The organism is Ruegeria sp. O6 (assembly GCF_056535045.1).
Window position 1 is genome coordinate 164269 of sequence record NZ_JBQERM010000006.1, and the last position, 19393, is coordinate 183661.

Sequence of the window (19393 nt, forward strand, 5' to 3'; positions counted from 1 at the left end):
GGCGACCTCGTTCACAGGTTGTTTCCGATGGTATCCAGCTTCTCGGCCAGATCCTCCAGCGCCGGGATTGCGCGGATGGTGGCGTCCATGGCCTGCGCATCCATAATGACGATCCGGTCATTTTTGACCGCATCCATCTGGCTGGTCACCAGATCAGTGCGCAGGAACTCCAGCTTTTTCAGGTAGTCGTCCGCAGCAAAGCGACGGCGGTCCATCTTGGCGATAACAATCACCGTCGGATTGGCTTTGGCAATGGTTTCCCAGCCCACTGTTGGCCATTCTTCATCCGTCTCGACGACGTTGCGGATACCCAATTTACTCATCATGTATCCCGGTGCGCCTTTCTGTCCGGCCACAAACGGGTCGCTTTCCATTTCGGGAGAGGAAAACCAGAATACGGCTGACACATCGTCCAGCTTCACGGTTTGCGCCTTGGCGACGGCTGCGGCTTCGCGGGCCTTGTACTCGGCAACCAGGTCCGTGCCGCGTTCGGATACATCAAAGGCTGCCGCCAGTTCTTCGATACCCTGATACAGCGTATCGGTCGAGAACGCTTGCAGGCGGGTGCCATCGCCGCCGACCGTATTGTCTTTGCCGATGCAATCTGCAGGCATTACGTACGTTGGAATGCCCAGTTCGTGAAATTGCTCACGCGTGGCGACGATGCCCTCGGGTCCGACATGCCATTCATATTGCGCTGCGACCAGTCCCGGCCGCTTGGCAACAACGCTTTCAAAGCTGGGATCATTGTCCGCCAGACGCTCTACCTTGGCATTCACCTCGGCATATTCAGGCAGCACCTCGTTGAACCAGACCGAAGTTCCAAGAACCTGCTCGCCCAGACCCAGCGCATAAAGCACCTCGGTCGCGGCCTGGCCGACCGTGACTGACGACGTCACTGGCGCGTCAAACGTGACCGAGTGACCGCAGTTTTCGATAGAAAGGGGAAAGTTTCCTTCGGCGGCAGCGCTGGTAGCCAGCAAGGAAAGGCCAAACAGGCCAGTGCGTAGAAACATGACAATCGATCTCCATGTGTCAATGACCAGAGAACGGGTGAATGGGCATTTACCGAAGCAACAGGCGCTTTACTGCCTGCCGTGAGCGCAGGGTAGAAAATAGACCGCCCGGCGCGTTTCTTCGGCAACCTCCCCGGACAACCCCGCCCGGCGTGTTTCGGTTTCATACCGGCAGGTCTCCTGACTGACGGGTCTTTGTCTGTCCTGTCTTCCCAGACCAAAATGGCCCAGTGACGGAAATGGACAGCGCTCGCCGCCTACAGTTGCGGGGGCAGTTCCGGTTGGCACCAAAAGGCACCTCGGATTCCCTCTTAGCCACATCGGGACCGGTAAAACGCGGGTACCTTAACACTTACCCTGCGGCAAGAAAAAACTCCGGGGTCTTTCCTATTTTCTCGCAAGAGCATGCACCTGCGCGTCTCAACATGGCGCTGATATCAGAAAAGCCGCTGAGAACGCGCCAAAATCCGGACCCAGATTCATAGTGTGTGATATTAGGGAAAATCATGGCTGGGGTGGTAGGATTCGAACCTACGATACACGGTACCAAAAACCGCTGCCTTACCACTTGGCTACACCCCAACGGTGAGCGGCTATCTACGATTGTTGATGGCAGGGTTCAAGAGCGTTTTGCAAAAAAAGCGAGCGCCGTAAATTTTTTTTGAAGGCCCCTCATTTGGTGTCGATCAACACCGCTCCGGTACGGTTGCCTTCCTGTACCATCGCATGGGCGGCAGCGCATTCTTCCAGTGTAAAGACCTTATGTACGGGGCAGATCAATGCGCCATCAGCCAGTGCCTTGTGTAGAGTCTCTATTGCGGCGGCGCGCAAATCTGCGGGCAGCAGGTAGATCAGGACTGCCTCGAGTGTCACGGCCTTGAACATCATGGGTCCAAAGGGAAAGACAGGTGTCATATTCCGGGCAGATCCATATGCGTTGATACGGCCGTTCTCGGCGATGACGGCAATGTTGGTGTCAAGGTTCTGTCCAAATTCGACATCGACGATTCGACCAATTGTACGTCCATCATTTGCGTCGAGAATCTGATCCGAAAGGTGTTCACCGGAGTAGTCGAGAACGACATCTGCACCGGCTGCCTTGACCCGGTCAAAGCTGCGGGTGCTGGCCGTTGCGATCACATTGGCTCCGGCCCATTTGGCAAGCTGGACAGCCAGATACCCGACAGTACCCGCCCCACCATGGATCAAAATGGTTTGCCCGCGCGGCGTGCCGCCCGAGAACACTGCGTGGCTTGCGGTAAGGCCCGGAATTCCAAGAATCGCTCCGGTTTCAAGTGACACCGTCTCGGGCAGTTCTACAGCCTGAGATTCAGGCAGGGTGATGTGGCTGGCAGCTGTACCGAACGCGCGTTGCCATTGCCCGTTCCAAATCCACACGCGCTGACCAATCCGCGTCGCGGGTACGCCATCGCCAACCGCTGTGATGACTCCAGCCCCGTCGCTGTGCGGAACGATCAGCGGAAACGGAGGTTCTGTGACACCCGGTCGGGTTCCCGCGCGGGCCTTGACGTCCGAGGGATTTACGCCGGAATAAGACAACTCGACCGTGACTTCACCCGGTCCAGGCGGAACTGGGGGAATATCCTGTATGCGCAAGACATCGACAGCGTCTCCGAAGGCTGAATAGGTGACTGCGCGCATAGGGTCCTCCGTTTAGGTCGAGTTAAGCGGCGATTGGGCCGGTAACTCAAACAGCTTGTCGCGCTTTTTCGGGGCGATGCGCAACCGCGGATACCGGAAATTGTCTTTCGCCTATTCCCGAATTTCGGAAGAATCGACGCCCCAAAGGTTCGATTTCAGTGTCCAGCCACGGTATCCGCCGGCGGTGATCCTGCACCAGTCCAGCGAACAGGCTCCAAGGCGCGCCACCACTCCGGTCTCGAAATGGGCATTCACGGGCGAGGTCGGGTCGGGGCGGGCATAAACAGGCAGCATCTCGGATTCGATCAGCACCGTTCGGACGCCAGACAACAAGGCATAGTGAACCCAGCCACCCGCGCCGTCGCGGTCTTGGACCTTGCGCCAGTTGCCGTATTCGGCAGTGACCTGCAGCGGCATGCCACGCCTTTTGAATACCCAATCGATTCGGTGGGTTAGGGATGGTCCGCGCCGCACGTTCCCTTCGGCTGCCTTCATCGACACATATCGGGGCAGGGGCAGGTTGGTGACCGATCCGCGTTTGACTTCGGCATGTGCGGCACAGACACCGAACATGACCAGAAATACGGAAACTACCGCCAGAGATCGGCGTTTTACCGGTCGAATACCACTCACTGACTGCCCGCTCTTATGCCTGTTGATCCGGTTTTGAAAAAAGGTCGACACAATGCCATTGGGGTTCTTGTGCCCCGCCTTATCCTGCGCCACGATGCCATGGCGCGCGTCCGTTTGCAAAGCAGTGGGAGAGCCGAGGTGCCAAGAGAACGTTTAAGTGTTGTCGTTACGCGACGGTTGCCTGAGGCAGTAGAAACCCGGTTAAGCGAATTGTTTGACGTGCGCCTGCGCGACGACGACACCCCAATGACGCGTGAAGAATTAGTAGCAGCGGTGCAGGATGCCGATGTTCTGGTGCCTACGGTGACCGATACCATTGATGGCGGGCTATTGGGTCAGGCAGGTGAAAAACTGCGGCTGATCGCCAATTACGGGGCCGGTGTCGACAATATCGATGTGGCGACGGCGCGGCAGCGCGGCATATTGGTGTCCAACACGCCCGGTGTGCTGACCGACGACACGGCAGATATGACCATGGCCCTGATTCTCGCTGTCACACGGCGCATTCCCGAAGGGTTGAGCGTCATGCAGCAAGGCGACTGGACCGGGTGGGCCCCCACCGCGTTTCTGGGTGGTCGCATTGGCGGGCGGCGTTTGGGTATTCTGGGCATGGGCCGGATCGGACAGGCTGTGGCCCGCCGCGCCAAGGCGTTTGGTATGCAGATCCATTATCACAACCGCCGCAGATTGCGCCCAGAGATTGAGCAAGAACTAGAGGCGACCTATTGGGAAAGCCTGGATCAGATGGTGGCGCGTATGGATGTGATATCTATCAACTGCCCATCGACACCGTCTACCTTCCACCTGATGAACGCGCGCCGCCTAAAGCTGATGAAACCCTCGGCAGTGATCGTGAATACTTCGCGGGGTGAGGTTATTGACGAGAACGCTTTGACCCGGATGATCCGTGCGGGGGAAATTGCGGGCGCGGGGCTGGATGTCTACGAACAGGGAACCGGTGTGAACCCGCGCTTGCGGCAGTTGCCGAACGTGGTTCTACTGCCGCATATGGGGTCGGCCACGCTGGAGGGCCGGGTTGAGATGGGTGAAAAAGTCATCATCAACATCAAAACCTTCGAAGATGGCCACCGCCCACCGGATCAGGTTGTGCCTGCGATGCTCTGACGCGTCGGAAAGGATCATGGATGGACGTGTTTGAAGGGGGATGCCGTTGTGGAAAACTGCGCGTCACGGCTTCGGGTTGTCCTCTTCGCGTCGGGATTTGCCATTGTCTGGACTGCCGCAAACACCACGGCGCGTTGTTTTATGCGGCGGCTATTTTTCCGGCGGATGCGGTTAAGATCACCGGAAATGTGAAAGGTTATTCCGACCGGTACTTTTGCCCTGATTGCGGATCTCCGGTATTTGCCCGAAGCGGTGCCGAAGTCGAAGTGCATCTGGGCTGTCTTGACGCGCCTGACCAATTCATACCGACATATGAATGCTGGACCAAACGACGCGAGGCGTTGCTACCCGAATTTGCCGAGACAACCCGCTATGATCAGGATCGTCGCGCCGAAGAAACCGAACCATAGGGGAAATGGCGAAACTTCGCTGTGATAACACGCTGCCATGCCTGATCGTTGCAGAGGGGGCAAAATCCTTACAGGATTGAAAATAAAGATTGTATTGGAGGGTTAGAACAGATGAGACACGTTTCAGCACTGCTGCTTACTACCGCACTTGCTATTTCGACACCGGGGTTCGCGCAGGAAACAGCCGATGCCGTTGCACCCGAAGCCGCGACAGAAGGGCAGGTTCAGGCGATGACCGACGAGGTTATTGCGGCCCTCGAAGCCAAGCTTGAGGGCGTTCCGGTCACATCCGAAAACTGGATGATAGCTGCGGCCAATCCGCTGGCGGTCGAGGCAGGGGCCAAAGTGCTGCGCGCGGGCGGGTCTGCCGCGGATGCGATGGTTGCTGTGCAGGTCGTGCTGGGGCTGGTCGAGCCGCAATCTTCTGGTCTGGGCGGGGGAGCGTTTCTGGTTTGGTACGACGCGGCCAGCGGGCAGATGACAACACTGGACGGGCGCGAAACGGCACCCCTTGCCGCTACCCCGACGCTGTTTCAGGATGAAAACGGCGAGCCGCTGAAATTCTTCGATGCGGTGGTGGGCGGATTGTCGGTGGGTACACCGGGTACGCCTGCACTGCTGGAAGAGGCGCATCGAAGATGGGGGCGCGCGTCTTGGCCCGGACTGTTTGCCGACGGTATCCGATTGGCGGATGAAGGGTTTCTTGTTTCCCCGCGTCTGGCCAGCCTTGTAGAAAACGATGCTGACCGCCTGTCGCGCTTTCCCGAAACAGCCGCATATTTCCTGCCTGACGGTCAGCCGTTGCAGCAGGGCCAGCGGTTGATGAACCCGGATTATGCCGAAACATTGCGCGTGCTGGCCAGCGATGGCGCTGCCGGTTTTTACGGAGGTGAGATCGCTGCGGATATCGTGCGAACTGTTCGCAATGCCCCAGGAAATCCCGGCGTTCTTGCAGGGGTGGATTTGGCGCTCTACCAGGTGATCGAACGTGAACCGGTCTGTGCCGAATACCGCGCCTACGAGGTTTGCGGCATGGGCCCGCCGTCGTCGGGTGCGCTGACCGTCGGGCAGATTCTGGGGATGTTGAACAGCTATGATCTTGCAGCAATGGGCGCTGAGAGCGCCGAGGCATGGCGCCTGATCGGCGATGCTTCGCGCCTCGCCTTTGCGGATCGTGGGCGGTACATGGCCGATAGCGATTTCATACCCATGCCCACCAAGGGGCTGGTTGATCCGGGTTATTTGACCCAGCGGGCGGCATTGCTGGAAGGCGAAATGGCCTTGTCCGAGGTCGCACCGGGCCAACCGGAATTTGACCATGCTTTGATTTGGGCAGACGACGTGTCGCTGGAGCTGCCGTCAACCTCGCATATCTCGATCGTGGACAGCTATGGCAATGTGCTGTCGATGACGACGACGATCGAGAATGGTTTTGGGTCGCGCCTGATGACAAACGGGTTCCTGCTGAACAACGAGCTTACTGATTTCTCGTTCAAGACACACAGCGACGGTGTGCCGATTGCCAACCGGCTGGAGCCTGGCAAGCGTCCGCGCTCATCCATGAGCCCGACTATCGTGTTGCAGGATGGCGAGCCGGTTCTGGCTATCGGGTCTCCGGGCGGCAGCCGGATTATCGGCTATGTCGCCAAGTCCATCATCGCCTGGGCCGATTGGGGAATGGACGTGCAGCAGGCGGTTTCCCTGCCTCATCTGGTCAACCGGTTCGGAACATATGATGTTGAGGCGGCGACTTCTGCGGAAGGATTTACAGACGCGCTTGCTCAGTTGGGTTTTGAAGTCAACGCACGCGACCTGACTTCGGGGCTGCACGCCATCGAAATCGGTGACGGGCTGAGCGGTGGTGCCGACCCGCGCCGCGAAGGGATTGCGCTGGGCGAATAGACCCTCGGTATTAGTGGGGATTGCCTGCTTTCAACGGGCCTTTTAGTCATAGGCTGAAAGGCCCGAAATGTTTTGGGGCAGGGGAGGATGACAATGGTGCAGGCAACCGCATTGCCAAGGAATGAAGCTGGTATTGAAACCGTCATAAGCATTCTCAAGCAGCGCTTTGGCGACAGGTTGCAAACGGGTGCCGCTGTCCGTGAACAACATGGGCACACCACGACCTGGATCGAAAACCAAAGCCCCGATGCCGTGGTTTTCCCGCATTCGACGCAGGATGTTTCGGACATCGTCAAAACCTGCGCGGCGCACCGGGTGCCAGTGATCCCGTTCGGAACAGGAACATCACTGGAAGGGCATGTAAATGCGCCGGCGGGGGGCGTCTCGGTCGATCTGACACAAATGGATAGTGTGCTTGCAGTTCATGCCCAGGATCTGGATTGTGTCGTGCAGCCCGGTGTCACGCGCGAAGCGTTGAATACCCATCTGCGCGATCTGGGCCTGTTCTTTCCGATTGATCCCGGGGCGAATGCGTCGCTGGGTGGGATGGCTGCCACTCGCGCGTCGGGCACCAATGCGGTGCGCTATGGGACGATGAAGGACAACGTTCTCAGCCTTGAAGCCGTGATGCCAGACGGTCAGATCATCCGTACCGGGCACCGGGCCAAGAAATCTTCGGCCGGCTATGATCTGGCCCGTCTTCTGATCGGGGCGGAAGGCACGCTGGGAATCATCACCGAGCTGACATTGCGGTTGCAGGGTATCCCCGAAGCGATCAGTTCGGCCCGGTGTTCCTTTCCGACCGTCGATGCCGCGTGCCGTGCGGTGATGATGACGATTCAGTATGGCATCCCGGTTGCCCGGATCGAGTTGCTGGACGAGTTGTCGGTTCAGGCCGCCAACGCCTATTCCGGGCTGAGTCTGCCGGATACACCGTTGTTGTTGCTGGAGTTTCACGGCTCGGAAAGCGGTGCCACAGAGCAGGCTGAAACCTTTGGTCAGATCGCCGAAGAGTTTGGCGGCACGGATTTTGCAGCGACTTCGACCACCGAAGAACGGAACAAACTTTGGCAGGCACGGCACGATATGTATTGGGCGTGTCTGCAACTGCGCCCCGGTGCGCGGGGCATCTCGACCGATGTCTGTGTACCGATCTCGCGTCTGGCCGAATGTGTGACCGAGACCCAGGAGAAAGCTGCCGGCCTCGGCTTGCTGGCCCCAATCGTGGGTCATGTTGGGGACGGCAATTTCCATACGCTGCTGCTGATCGACATGGAAAACGTTGAAGAAGTTGCCAAGGCCGAGGCGTTTGTCGGCTGGCTGAACGACATGGCAATATCCATGGAAGGCACATGTACCGGTGAACATGGCATCGGGCAGGGAAAGCGACCGTATCTGAACAGGGAACTGGGTGCTGCCACGCGGTACATGGCTGCGATCAAGGCCGCACTGGACCCAGACAACATCATGAATCCCGGCAAGATCTTGTCGGACGACACGTAGCCATATTCACCCCCTGGTCCGTATTTGCGCCCTCAAAACGTCCACATGTCATGGTTTCAAAGGGTTGATGACAGAGGATGGTCGACATGAGCGTAAAATATCTGGCGGGGTTTGTAGCCATCTGCGGGTTGGCCGTTGTAGGGCTGGACTATGTTCAGCAAGCCAAAGCATCGGAAAGTGGTTTGGGCGTGAAAGAATATCTTGCCTCGGTCTCCTCGCGTGTCGGTCTTTCTGACGGCTGGTTCACGGCAGAGGCGCAGCCTTCGCCATCACAGGAACCGGCGGTGAAGAATCCCTCGGAAGAAAGTGGCAAATTAGTTTGCGTCTCGGTCGGAACAAGCAAACGTTGCCGTTCCGGTGGTTGAGGGCAGCGGTCCAACGAATGAATTGCGACCCGCTTTCGATATTCGGGTCGTTTTTTTCATATCACTGGTCGGATGAATGTCGCGCTTTCCCCCTTAAGTGCGCCATATGGTGTCAACTGATTTCAAGGGGAGACGCCCGGTTATGAAAACCCAAGTCAAAGCATTGGTCGTAGGCGGCGGCGCCGTCGGGACCTCGATTGCCTATCATCTGGCCAAAGCGGGCTGGGACGATGTGATGTTGATCGAACGGGACGAACTGACGTCCGGGTCCACCTGGCACGCCGCGGGCCTGTTGCCGCTGTTCAACATGTCCTATGCGACGACCCATATCCACAAGTATTCGGTGGATTTCTACAAGACGCTTGAGGAAGAAACCGGCCTGAATGCGGGCTTCGCGGTTGTGGGCAACCTGCGCATGGCACAGACGCAAGAGCGTATGGACGAATACATGCTCTATGCCTCGACCGCCGAAACCTGTGATGTGAAATACGAATGGCTGACCCCGGACCAGATCAAGGAACGCTGGCCGCTGATCGAGACATCGGATCTGAAGGGCGCGATCTATCACACCGAGGACGGTTATATTAACCCTGCCGACGTGACCCAAGCGATGGCCAAGGGGGCCCGTCAGCGTGGTGTCGAAATCGTGCGCAAGATGCAGGCTGACGCGTTTCACTGGAACGGCACGCACTGGGAAGTGACCTGCACCAAGATGGTCGAAAAGGGCGGCAACCTGGTGCCTTCCGACGAGCAGGTCGTAATCACCGCCGAACATGTTGTGACCGCGTCGGGCAACCACGCGCAGCGCACCGCCAAGATGCTGGGCATCAAAATGCCTGCTATCCCGGTGGAACATACCTTTATCGTCATGGATAAAGACCCCGAGTTGGTCAAATGGCGCGAAGCAGGCAACCCCGAGCACCCCGTTGTCCGCGACGCCGACAACGAATCCTATGCGCGTGAAGAACGCGGTGGCTGGATTCTTGGCATCTATGAACACGGCGCCCCTGCGCAGTTCGAATTCGGCGTTCCGGACAGCTTCCGCGCCGACCTGTTCCCACTGGATCTGGACCGGATCGCCGAGCAGTACATGGCAATGGCCGAGCGCGTGCCGTCCTGTGCCGAATCCGGCCTGAAGGATGATTTCAACGGCCCGATCTGCTATACACCGGATGGTAACCCGCTGGTTGGTCCGGCCCCGGGTTTGCGTAACATGTGGCTGGCCGAGGGTTTCAGCTTTGGCATCACCGCTGCGGGCGGCACCGGCTATTATCTGGCACAGATGATGGTCGATGGCGAAGCCGAGATCGACATGGCATCGCTGGACCCTAAGCGTTACAGCAGCAACTGGATGACCACCGAGTTCGCGGCGCGCAAGAATGAAGAATGCTACGAGCATGTCTACATCCTGCACCACCCGGATGAAGAGCGTGAAGCCTGCCGTCCGCTACGGACCGTTCCGGCCTATGATCGCCAGAAAGCCCGCGGTGCTCAATTCGGCTGGGTGAATGGCTGGGAACGCCCGAACTATTACGGCCCGCTGGACGCGCCCGAGAATTTCGACAAGGAAGCACGCTCGTTCCGCCGTGGCGGCTGGTGGCAATATGCCGTCGAAGAGGCCAAAGCGATCCGCGAAGGCGTTGGCCTGATCGACGCATCGGCCTTCACCAAGCATGTTGTCAAAGGCCCCGGTGCCACGCAGTTCCTGGATTGGTTCACCTGCAACAAGCTGCCCAAGGTCGGTCGTATCAACCTGACCTACGCGCTGACCTCGAATGGCACCACCCGCACCGAATACACCATCGTCCGCAATGGTGAGAACAACTACTACATCGTCTCTGCCGGTGCATGGACCGAGTACGACGCCGACTACCTGCGTAAAGCGGCCGAGGACAAGATGGAGGAGTTCGGTTACATCGAAATCCAGGACGTGACCACCCAGTGGGGCGTCTTCGCCATCGCCGGACCCAAGTCGCGTGACGTTTTGAAAGAAGTCATCAAGGACGCCGATCCGGAAACCGCACTGTCCAACAAGCGCTTCCCGTGGTTGTCGGCCCGTCAGATCGAACTGGGCATGTGCCCCGTGAACGCGATCCGCGTGGCCTATACCGGTGAGCTGGGCTGGGAACTGCACCATCCGATCGAAATGCAGAACTACCTGTTCGACCTGCTGGAAAAAGCCGGTGAAAAGCACGGTATGAAGCTGGTCGGTGCCCGTGCCCAGAACTGGCTGCGTCAGGAGAAGTCCTATCGCGCCTTCGGCACCGAACTGGGCCGCGATGCGACCCCGCTGGAAGCCGACCTGCCGCGCTTTGTCGACCTGTCCAAGGACTTCCACGGCAAGGCCAAGCTGGAAGAGACCGGTGTGCGCGTCAAGTGCTGCACCTTGCTGATCGACGGTCCGGCCGATGCTGACCCGTGGGGCCGCGAGGCGCTGTATACGCCGGAAGGCGAGCGTGTAGGTCGCCTGACCTCGGGCGGCTATTCGGTCGCGTTCGAGAAGTCGATCGGCATGGGCTATGTGAAGCCTGAACTGGCGGTCGAAGGCACCAAGCTGAAGGTCAAGATGCAGGACAAGTTGTGGGATGCGGTTGTCACCTGCGACAGCCCATACGATCCGAAAAACGAAACCATCCGCAAGGACGGTTGATCAATCAAAGGCCCCGGAAATTCCGGGGCCTTTTCTGTTGGTTACGCGGATAGTTCGTCGAAACATTCCAACGCCTTGGCGGCATACATCATGGCTGGTCCACCACCCATCTGAATGGCCATACCCAAAACGTCGGACACCTCTTCACGTGTTGCACCCGCTTTGACCAACGCATCGGTGTGCAGAGTAATGCAGGGCTCGCAGCGGAGCGATACCGACATACCCAGCGCAATAAATTCCTTTGTTTTATAGTCGAGCGTTCCGCCTTCCTTCACAGCCTTCCCAAGTGCGCCGAATGCGCGCGACGTGTCGGGAATGGCCCCGTTGAGGTTGCGCAAGCTGGTGCGCGTCGCCGAGAGCTTATCTTGCCAAGCCATTTTGAGTGCCTTTTTCATAAGATAACGGGAATATGTGCAGGCAGTGGTAAGTTGACCTTGATCTCGATCAGTTGGCCGGGCGCTCGGAAACAAATGCAAGGTTGTTTGCGGGCATGTCGATGGTTTTCAGCACGCGCAACCCTACGTCCTGAAACAGGCCAAGCATATCTTCGTCGTTCTTGTATCCAATGTCTGGATCTTGCCCGATCAGAGCCTCGTGAAACTTTTTGTCCCCGTCACTTGTCAATTGCCCCGAGCGTTTGAATGGGCCGTACAAAACGAACCGCCCATTTTCAGTCAGGGACTGAGCGATTTCGGCGAAAATGGTTCTGGTGTCCTGCCAACTGATCAAATGTATCAGGTTAATCAAGACGATCAGGTTCTGCGAAGGAAAGCGCGCATGCCAGCCCGAATTCGTTGCGTCCAGATGTTCGGCATTTGCCACGTTGGGTAAGGCGCTGGTATAGGCGTCGATGCTAATGCGGCGTTCAGGGTCAGGTTCGGTGGGATGCCACGTCAGATCGGGCAGCAAATCAGCAAATCCACAGACATGCTGACCGGTTCCGCTTGCAATCTCCAGCGCGTGCCCACGGCGCGGTGCCCAGTCTTGTAGCAACGCGCAAAGCGCATCGGAGTTTCGCGTCGCTGCCGGGGCCACCAGTTTCCCATCCTCACTCGCGTTGGCGACATTCGCAGAGGGCGGTAGATTGCGTTTGATCATCTGTTCAACCTGTTTGGGGTCAGCGACTTAACACTGTCTGGATCCAGCACCGGCGTGTTTCCGACCACCAAATCACACAACAACTGCGAAGCTGCCGGTGCTGTTTGGAAACCATACCCGCCTTGACCCGCAGACCAGATAAACGACGGATCGATCGGGTCAGGCCCAAGCACCAAGGTTCCATCTGGTGCGAAACTGCGCAATCCTGCCCAGTTTGTTTCGACGCGTGTTACTGGTTCGGTCATCAATTCTTCATAGCGCGCCAGACCTTCGGCCAGCACCATATCGTCGGCATAGGCGTCCTGAGGTGGTACCGGGTCGGCTTCGGCAGGCGAAACAAGCAGCTTGCCCGCGTCCGGTTTGGCGTACCATGTTTCACCCGTGCCCAGCATCATGGGCCATCCGGATACATCATGGCCCCCGGGGGCGGGCAGCCGTGCCATGGATCGGCGGCGAGGAGTGATGCCGATAGGTGGTATCCCGGCAAGCATGGCGATCTCGTCCACCCATGCACCGGTCGCATTCACCAAATTGCGGGCTTCGAAGATTTGCCCGGCCTCGACCAGCCAATGCCGCTCCTTTCGAATGCCAGTTACTTTGCTTTTCGTTGCAACGGTTCCTCCGTTCTGGCGAATGGCCCGCGCGAAGTCTTGCAACAGGCGATCGGTATCGATGTCAAACGCAGCTTCACTGATAGCCGCGAAACCCACCTTGGCCGGGTTCAGGATCGGAACGCTCGAAACCGCCTGATCGATGGGAATTCTTTCCATGTTCAGATCCTTGCGGTCGGCTTCGAAAACCTCGCTTTGTTCAAACGAACCGATCAACATCAGTCCGCGCCGTGTCAGGTACCCACCGTTCTTTGTGTGCAGGAACGCGGCCCCAGCCGTGTTCAGCGCCACCACGGATGGCGGACCATAGCTTTGCTCAAACAGGGCTGCCGAGCGACCCGACGCGTGATACCCCAAGGCGTCTTCGGCCTCCAAAACCATCACGGTTCCATGTTCCGACAAGCGCGCGCCCGCACTCAACCCGGCAATTCCGCCCCCGATGACGAGGAAATCGATCATTATTTGTGTTCCTTCCGCAGCAGGTTCGCCACAAGTTTTCTGGGTTTCATTTAGCTCTCTGGGTCAAGCACTTGGCATTTCGAAGAATCTCCAAAATATATGCAGCCTTGAATTTGGGCTTCAACCCGTTCAAAGAAGTATCAAAACGAACAGGAGGGCAAGGTGACCACAGCAGATCTTCATCCAATGGCCACTGGGCACATTCCCCGATATATCGTCGCAGCTGACGGAAGCGATTACCTTTTTTCGGCTATGGTCGTCTTCTTTGTCATTCTCGTGGTGCTGATCGGTGTTGGGTACCTGACGCTTCATTCGGTTCCGGAAAAAATGGCGCACGAGAACAACCATCCGCAATTTCAGTTGGTGGGCATTCTGGCACTGCTGGCCCTGTTTACACATAACGGGATATTCTGGATTGCCGCCGTACTGGTCGCAGGGTTTCAGTTTCCGGATTTCGCCTCCCCGCTTAGAAACATCGCCGATGCCATTCGTTCTCTTGGAGGTGCAAGTGCTCCGGAACCGGTGCCCGAGGCACCTGCTCCAACCCCTGGCGTTTCAGAAGTCACCGACGTGCAGGAGCAAAACACATGATTGAGACCCTGCTTTGCGCCCTGATCACGGTGCTGCCTGATTATCTGTTCCGCCGGTTTGTTCAGGGCAAACGTATCGGTCACGAGATCACCCTTTTCACCATGTGGTACGAATTGCGCTGGGGCCTTACGACCTGTGCCATTCTGGCGCTGACGGTAATCACCACGCTGTTCTATTTTCACCCAGCCAGTAAAACCGCAGCGTCCTATTTTCGAACCGTGACGATCCTGCCGCAACTTGGCGGTCGCGTTTCGGAAATATTCGTCAAGAATAACGAGTTGGTAACCGCTGGTCAGCCGATTTTCAGGATCGAAGATTTCAGCCAGGCAGCGCAGGTTCAGGCGGCAAATGCACAGATTGCACAGGTTCAGGCCTCGCTGCGCGTGGCTGAAACTGATCTGGCCGAGGCTGATGCCGGTATTGCCGGTGCCAAGGCGGCTTTGGCGCAGTCCTTGGAAGATCTTGAAAGAAATACGACCCTGCGCGACCAAGGTTCAAGCGCTGTCCGACTGACCGAGATTGAGCGGTTGGAAAACCTTGTTGCCGAGCGTGAGGCGCAGGTTGTTGCGGCCGAATCCAGACGTGCGGCAGTTGAACAGCAGATCGAGGAGCTGATCCCCGCGCAACTGGCCAGTGCCATAGCACAGCTGGACGCCGCGCAAACCGAGTTGGACAAAACACTGATTGTCGCCGGTGTTACCGGACGGGTCGAGCAGTTTAGCCTGCAAGTCGGTGATTACGTGAGCCCCTTGTTGCGTCCTGCTGGCATCCTCGTTCCATCGCATACCGGACATGACCGTTTTCAGGCGGCTTTCAACCAGCTGTCTGCTCAGGTGATCAAGCCAGGTATGATCGGTGAGTTGGGCTGCATGACCAAGCCTTTCACCGTTATCCCCACTGTGGTGGTCGAGGTGCAGGATGTCATACCGTCCGGCCAGATCCGTCCATCAGATGAATTGCGGGATGTACAGAACAATACTAATCCCGGATCAATTCTGGTCTTTATGGAGCCGCTGTATAAAGGTATGGCCGATGACATTCCTCCAGGCAGCAACTGTCTGGCCAATGTCTACACCGACAACCATGACCGTCTGGAACACGAGGATTTGGGCTTTTGGCAAGCTGCTTTCCTGCATGTGGTTGACACAATTGGCGTGGTCCATGCGGCAGGTTTGCGTTTGCGCCTGATCCTGATGCCGGTCAACACTCTGGTACTGACCGGGCATTGATCCGGCACCAGTAGAACAGTTCTTAAAGCGCCCGGCAGGTTCCTTGCCGGGCGCTTGCGTTCTTACAGTGCTGCTTTGAACAGCTGTGTCAGGTTTTCTTTGGTCAACTCAATCGGGTTCCCGCCGCATGAAGGGTCGATGATTGCGCCTTCGACGAGGGTTGGGATTGAGGTTTCGGTCACGCCGAGGTCTGCCAGCTTTCGCGGGATACCAAGGCTGTCGTTGAATTCCTGCACAAAGGCGCGGAAGCCATCGAACCCGCCTTTGATGCCCAGATAGGCGGCAGCGTTCTGGAACCGGTCGGCGATGGCGGGGGCGTTAAAGTCCAGCACGGCAGGCATACAGACCGCGTTTGTGGTGCCGTGATGAGTGTTAAAGTGCGCGCCAACCGGGTGGCTCATGGCGTGGATCGCACCCAGTCCCTTCTGGAACGCGGTCGCGCCCATGGCCGCCGCGCTCATCATCTGGGCGCGGGCCTCAATGTCGTTGCCATCTGCGTAGGCGCGCGGCAGATAGTCTTTCACCAAACGCATACCTTCCAGTGCGATGCCCTGGCTCATCGGGTGATAAAGCGGGCTCGAATAGGCTTCGACGCAATGCGCGAAGGCGTCCAGACCGGTGCCTGCGGTGATGAATTTGGGCATCCCAACCGTCAGTTCCGGATCGCAGATCACCACCGTCGGCAGGACCTTGGGGTGGAAGATGATCTTCTTGGCGTGGGTCTCGGAATTGGTGATGACACTGGCACGACCAACCTCGGACCCGGTCCCCGCAGTCGTTGGAACCGCAATGATCGGCGCGATTGCATCCGCGTCGGCGCGGGTCCACCAGTCGCCGATATCCTCAAAGTCCCATACCGGGCGCGTCTGGCCGCACATGAAGGCGACCATCTTGCCCAGATCCAGCCCCGAGCCGCCGCCAAAGGCAATCACACCATCGTGACCACCGGCCTTGTATGCCGCAACGCCTGCGTCGAGGTTTTTCTCATTTGGGTTTGGGTCCACATCACTGAATAGACCGCGGCCCAGACCAGCCGCCTCCATGATATCCAGCGTCGCCGATGTGATCGGCAGATCGGCCAACCCTTTGTCCGTGACCAGCAGAGGTTTCTTCATCCCGGCTGCGGCACAGGCTGCGGGCAGTTCCTTGATGCGCCCGGCACCAAATTTGATTGCGGTCGGATAGGACCAGTTTCCAACAAGTGACATGTCAGGTTTCCTTTGTGATTTGAGACCTGCTCGGGTGAGGGGGTCAGCCCCGAGCAGGCCGTCGTCCTTAGCCCGTGACCTTCTTCAGGTGGTAGGATTTTGGACGGGTGAGATTGTGATAGCCGATGACCGAAAGACCACCGCCGCGTCCGGTATTCTTGCAACCGGTCCAGCACAGCCCAGGATCCAGATAGTCGGCCCGGTTCATAAAGACGGTGCCGGTCTCGATCTGGTCGCCCACACGCGCCGCTCGGTCCACATCGCGGGTCCAAAGGCTGGCAGTCAGGCCAAATTCGCTGTCATTCATCAGCGCGATGGCCTCGGCATCCGAGGACACTTTCATGATGCCCACCACCGGGCCAAAGCTTTCGTCCCGCATCACCCGCATATCATGGGTGACATTGGTCAGGATCTGTGGCGTGAGATATGCGCCGCCGTCATCCTCGGGGAAGGCTTCAATATGCGCGACCGCACCGGCCTCAACCGCTTCGGCAATCTGCGCGCGCACCTCGTCAGCGAAACGCACATTGGCCATCGGACCAATAGTTGTTTCGGCGTCCAGCGGATTGCCCAGTTTGTAGCCTTTCACGATGTCTACGGCCTTGGTGACAAAGTCATCATAAAGGCTTTCGTGAACGTAAATCCGCTCGATCCCACAGCAACACTGGCCCGAATTGAACATCGCGCCGTCGATCAACGTATCGACCGCCGCGTCCAGATCGGCGTCGTCCATGACATAACCCGGATCCTTGCCGCCCAGTTCAGTGCCCACGCCCGTAAAAGTCCCCGCCGCCGCACGCTCCATGGCCTGACCGCCACCGACCGAACCGGTGAAGTTCACAAAATCGAACGCGTTACCCGCGATGAGGTCATTGGTCACGTCGTGGCTGAGGAACACATTCTGGAACACGTCTTCGGGCACCCCCGCCGAATGGAACGCCTGCGCCATCCGCTCACCAACCAACAAAGTCTGGGTTGCGTGCTTCAGAACAACCGTGTTGCCCGCGATCAAAGCGGGGGCCACCGTGTTGATCGCCGTCATGTAGGGGTAGTTCCAGGGCGCAACTACAAAGACCACCCCATGCGGAATGCGCTTGATATAGCGTTTGAAGGTTTCATCCTCGCCCACGGCAATATCTGCCAGTGACGTCTCGGCGATCTTTGCCATATGGCTGGCGCGTTCGTTGAATCCCCCAAACTCGCCGCCATAGCGCACCGGGCGGCCCATCATATGGGCCAGTTCCGGAACAATCTCATCATTCATCGCGCCGATGGCCGCGACGCCCGTCATCACCAGATCAATCCGCTCCTGCAACGGTCGCGCTGCCCATCCGGCCTGCGCCGCCCGCGCACGGTCAGCAAATTCAAACGCAGCATCCCGAGACAGTACTTCTCGTTCGGCAAATACCGATCCATCGATCGGCGAGACACATTGCAACATCTGCCCCATAGTCACTCCATCTCTAAAGAGAGCAGGATCCCTGCTTCATCTGGCCATAAATATCCCGGGGTGCGCGAGGGGCCGGCCCCTCGCTTCCTCCATCTCAAGCCCGCTCAAACCCGCGGGCAATTTCCCAATCGGTTACCACGCGTTCGAATTCCTCGATTTCGACCTCAGCCGCGCGGGTATAGTGATCGACAACGTCATCGCCCATGGCCGCGCGCAGCATCTGTGACCCGTGCAAAGCGTTGCGTGCATCCTTCAAAGTACCCGGGATCTTTCCCGTCTCTCCCTGATAGACATCGCCTTTGGTCGGCGGCTGCAACTCCAGCCCTTCTTCGATCCCCGCGATCCCGGCCGCCAGCATCCCTGCAATCGCCAGATAAGGGTTCATGTCCGATCCCGGAATACGGCACTCGACCCGTATCGCCTTGGTGCCATCCCCGCACAGGCGGTACCCTGCCGTACGGTTGTCTACCGACCAGATGATCCGCGTCGGCGCAAAGGTGCCCTTCATGAACCGCTTGTAGCTGTTGATGTACGGCGCCATGAAATACGTGTAATCAGCGGCGTATTTCAGCAGGCCGGCCATATAGCTTTTCATCAGCGCCGACATGCCCAGTTCATCCCCGGCATCATAGAAGGCTGGTTTGCCATCCGCCCAGAGCGACTGATGCACATGCGACGAGCTGCCAACCCTTTCATGATGCCATTTCGGCAGGAAGGTCGCCGCATGACCCTGCTGCCAGGCGATCTCTTTCACCGCGTTCTTGGCGATCGAGTGATACTCTGCCGTGTCCATCGCAGGCGCGTATTTGATATTCAGTTCTTCCTGTCCGGCCTCGGCTTCACCTTTGGTGTTCTCGACCGGAATACCCGCATCCCACAGGTGGTTCCGGATCGGGCGCATCACATGCTCTTCCTTGGTGGTCTGCAGAATGTGATAATCTTCGTTATACCCCGAGATCGGCTCCAGATCGCGGAACCCTTCCTTGCGGATCGCATCAAAGCTTTTCGCGAACAGGAAGAATTCCAGCTCGGTGGCGCACATCGCCTCATACCCCATCGCCTTCAGGCGGTTCACCTGCTTTTTCAGGATCGAGCGCGGCGCATGTGGCACTTCCTCATGGGTGTGGTGATCCAGCATATCGCACATCACCATCGCGGTGCCCTCCAGCCAGGGCACCGGGCGCAATGTGCTCAGGTCTGGCTTCATCACATAGTCGCCATAACCCCGCTCCCAACTGGTCGAGGCATACCCATCCGGCGTCGCCATCTCGAGATCCGTGGCCAGCAGGTAATTACAGCAATGGGTCTCTTCCCACGCGCCAGCCACAAAATGACCTGCATGAAAACGCTTGCCCATCAACCGACCCTGCATGTCAACCATGCAAACCAATACAGTGTCGATCGCGCCGTCTGCGACAAGCGATTTCAGGGTTTCGAAAGTCAGAGTTGCGGTCATGAAACAAACCTCATGCGTTGAGTAG

17 protein-coding genes, 1 tRNA gene and 1 riboswitch are annotated in these 19393 nt (G+C 58.0%); of the genes, 8 read left to right on the top strand and 10 right to left on the bottom strand.

Features of this window, described 5'->3' with window-relative positions:
- Nucleotides 1–11: 11 nt before the first annotated feature.
- The 4 genes from ACR0DY_RS10395 to ACR0DY_RS10410 form a co-directional block, all read right to left on the bottom strand.
- A complete protein-coding gene (locus ACR0DY_RS10395) occupies nucleotides 12–1016 on the bottom strand; it encodes an ABC transporter substrate-binding protein (protein ID WP_480546099.1) in 1005 nt (334 codons plus the stop codon).
- 153 nt (nucleotides 1017–1169) lie between these two features.
- Nucleotides 1170–1362, bottom strand: a riboswitch (cobalamin riboswitch).
- Nucleotides 1363–1523: 161 nt separating this feature from the next.
- Nucleotides 1524–1598 (bottom strand) — tRNA-Gln (locus ACR0DY_RS10400).
- Between the two features lie 90 nt (nucleotides 1599–1688).
- Nucleotides 1689–2678 carry an NADPH:quinone reductase gene (locus ACR0DY_RS10405; RefSeq protein WP_480545799.1) on the bottom strand — a complete coding sequence of 330 codons (990 nt, stop codon included), beginning with the start codon at nucleotides 2676–2678 and terminating at the stop codon, nucleotides 1689–1691.
- 111 nt (nucleotides 2679–2789) lie between these two features.
- Nucleotides 2790–3251 (bottom strand): SH3 domain-containing protein, encoded by a 462-nt coding sequence (locus ACR0DY_RS10410; protein ID WP_480545821.1) that lies wholly within the window; start codon nucleotides 3249–3251, stop codon nucleotides 2790–2792.
- Between the two features lie 198 nt (nucleotides 3252–3449).
- Here ACR0DY_RS10410 and ACR0DY_RS10415 point away from each other — a divergent pair, with 198 nt between their 5' ends.
- From ACR0DY_RS10415 to ACR0DY_RS10440, 6 genes are all read left to right on the top strand, one after another.
- Nucleotides 3450–4436, top strand: coding sequence for a 2-hydroxyacid dehydrogenase (locus ACR0DY_RS10415; RefSeq protein WP_480482079.1), 987 nt, complete (start codon nucleotides 3450–3452; stop codon nucleotides 4434–4436).
- Between the two features lie 20 nt (nucleotides 4437–4456).
- Nucleotides 4457–4846 (top strand): GFA family protein, encoded by a 390-nt coding sequence (locus ACR0DY_RS10420; RefSeq protein ID WP_480545797.1) that lies wholly within the window; start codon nucleotides 4457–4459, stop codon nucleotides 4844–4846.
- 111 nt (nucleotides 4847–4957) lie between these two features.
- Nucleotides 4958–6748: a gamma-glutamyltransferase gene (gene ggt, locus ACR0DY_RS10425; RefSeq protein ID WP_480482075.1), complete on the top strand. Its 1791-nt coding sequence runs from the start codon at nucleotides 4958–4960 to the stop codon at nucleotides 6746–6748.
- A 93-nt stretch (nucleotides 6749–6841) separates the two neighbouring features.
- Nucleotides 6842–8251 carry an FAD-binding oxidoreductase gene (locus ACR0DY_RS10430; protein ID WP_480898216.1) on the top strand — a complete coding sequence of 470 codons (1410 nt, stop codon included), beginning with the start codon at nucleotides 6842–6844 and terminating at the stop codon, nucleotides 8249–8251.
- A gap of 86 nt (nucleotides 8252–8337) precedes the next feature.
- Nucleotides 8338–8616: a hypothetical protein gene (locus tag ACR0DY_RS10435; RefSeq protein ID WP_480482071.1), complete on the top strand. Its 279-nt coding sequence runs from the start codon at nucleotides 8338–8340 to the stop codon at nucleotides 8614–8616.
- Between the two features lie 142 nt (nucleotides 8617–8758).
- Nucleotides 8759–11266: a GcvT family protein gene (locus ACR0DY_RS10440; protein WP_480898218.1), complete on the top strand. Its 2508-nt coding sequence runs from the start codon at nucleotides 8759–8761 to the stop codon at nucleotides 11264–11266.
- A 41-nt stretch (nucleotides 11267–11307) separates the two neighbouring features.
- Here ACR0DY_RS10440 and ACR0DY_RS10445 read toward each other — a convergent pair whose 3' ends face one another.
- The 3 genes from ACR0DY_RS10445 to ACR0DY_RS10455 all read right to left on the bottom strand — a co-directional run bounded on the left by ACR0DY_RS10445 (nucleotide 11308) and on the right by ACR0DY_RS10455 (nucleotide 13434).
- Nucleotides 11308–11643, bottom strand: coding sequence for a carboxymuconolactone decarboxylase family protein (locus tag ACR0DY_RS10445; protein WP_480545794.1), 336 nt, complete (start codon nucleotides 11641–11643; stop codon nucleotides 11308–11310).
- Nucleotides 11644–11710: 67 nt separating this feature from the next.
- Complete coding sequence (locus tag ACR0DY_RS10450; protein WP_480545793.1) at nucleotides 11711–12364, bottom strand: DUF938 domain-containing protein; 654 nt, start codon at nucleotides 12362–12364, stop codon at nucleotides 11711–11713.
- Nucleotides 12361–13434: an NAD(P)/FAD-dependent oxidoreductase gene (locus ACR0DY_RS10455; RefSeq protein ID WP_480545792.1), complete on the bottom strand. Its 1074-nt coding sequence runs from the start codon at nucleotides 13432–13434 to the stop codon at nucleotides 12361–12363. The genes ACR0DY_RS10450 and ACR0DY_RS10455 overlap by 4 nt, the downstream gene beginning before the upstream one ends.
- A 162-nt stretch (nucleotides 13435–13596) precedes the next feature.
- Here ACR0DY_RS10455 and ACR0DY_RS10460 point away from each other — a divergent pair, with 162 nt between their 5' ends.
- Both ACR0DY_RS10460 and ACR0DY_RS10465 read left to right on the top strand, forming a co-directional pair.
- Nucleotides 13597–14025, top strand: coding sequence for a hypothetical protein (locus ACR0DY_RS10460; protein WP_480898221.1), 429 nt, complete (start codon nucleotides 13597–13599; stop codon nucleotides 14023–14025).
- Nucleotides 14022–15254, top strand: a complete 1233-nt coding sequence (locus tag ACR0DY_RS10465; RefSeq protein ID WP_267364709.1) for an HlyD family secretion protein — start codon at nucleotides 14022–14024, stop codon at nucleotides 15252–15254. The genes ACR0DY_RS10460 and ACR0DY_RS10465 overlap by 4 nt, the downstream gene beginning before the upstream one ends.
- Nucleotides 15255–15316: 62 nt before the next feature.
- On the opposite strand, the gene ACR0DY_RS10470 is transcribed toward ACR0DY_RS10465, so the two are convergent.
- From ACR0DY_RS10470 to ACR0DY_RS10480, 3 genes are all read right to left on the bottom strand, one after another.
- Nucleotides 15317–16462 (bottom strand): iron-containing alcohol dehydrogenase, encoded by a 1146-nt coding sequence (locus ACR0DY_RS10470; protein ID WP_480545790.1) that lies wholly within the window; start codon nucleotides 16460–16462, stop codon nucleotides 15317–15319.
- A gap of 67 nt (nucleotides 16463–16529) precedes the next feature.
- The gene (locus ACR0DY_RS10475; protein WP_480545789.1) at nucleotides 16530–17912 is read right to left on the bottom strand and encodes an aldehyde dehydrogenase family protein; all 1383 of its coding nucleotides are present in this window, start codon (nucleotides 17910–17912) and stop codon (nucleotides 16530–16532) included.
- A gap of 94 nt (nucleotides 17913–18006) precedes the next feature.
- Nucleotides 18007–19368 (bottom strand): glutamine synthetase family protein, encoded by a 1362-nt coding sequence (locus ACR0DY_RS10480; protein ID WP_267364712.1) that lies wholly within the window; start codon nucleotides 19366–19368, stop codon nucleotides 18007–18009.
- Nucleotides 19369–19393 lie beyond the last annotated feature (25 nt).